We start from the raw sequence: 721 nt of genomic DNA on the forward strand, positions 1-721 counted from the left end.
ACCCAGTTCCTTTGATATCGTAGGATTCTCGGATAGCGGAAGATAACAGCCTGCTGCCATCACCATATCCTTGCGCATAATTACTGCACCGTCATGCAGCGGGGTATTCGGAATGAAAATATTAATCAGCAGTTCCGTACTGCTGCGGGCCGTCAGATTTATGCCTGTCTCTATGTAATCTGACAGCCCGGTTTCCCGCTCGATTACGATGAGTGCCCCAATCCTCCGCTTTGCCATATAGAAGGCCGATTTGACAACCGATTCAATCGTATCGCTGACGACTTTCTCTTCAGGTGTCGAACTCCGGGAAAACAAACGTCCGCGTCCAATTTGTTCCAACGCGCGCCGCAGTTCCGGCTGAAAGATAACTAGAATAGCGAAGACGCCATACGTAAAAGTTTTATCCATCAACCACTTAAGCGTACTCAAGTGCAGAAAGGTACTCGCCAGCATCACAACAACCACAACAATAATACCTTTAAATAGCTGGAGAGCACGGGTGCCGCGCAGCAAAAGTATGAGCTTATAGATAATGTAAGTAACGATTAAAATATCAATCGCATTAATGATGTACCCTAAAAAATTCTCCGTAAAATCCTCCATTCACTTTCCTCCTTAAAGCGGGAGGTAATGGTCGGGCAACGGTCTGCCATTCCCTTGTTTCCCAGCGTTCTCTTTCCCTAGTATATATTGTTTTCTAACCCCACGCAAAAAAGACACG

The 721-nt window shown here is 46.0% G+C and carries 1 protein-coding gene; it reads right to left on the minus strand.

What is annotated here, in order from left to right:
• Positions 1 to 603, minus strand: a 603-nt coding sequence (cdaA, locus tag B2899_RS05995) for a diadenylate cyclase CdaA (RefSeq protein ID WP_286884484.1), incomplete at its 3' end; no start/stop codon positions are given.
• Positions 604 to 721 lie beyond the last annotated feature (118 nt).

The organism is Aneurinibacillus sp. UBA3580, assembly GCF_002375825.1.
Lineage (GTDB): Bacteria > Bacillota > Bacilli > Aneurinibacillales > Aneurinibacillaceae > Aneurinibacillus > Aneurinibacillus danicus.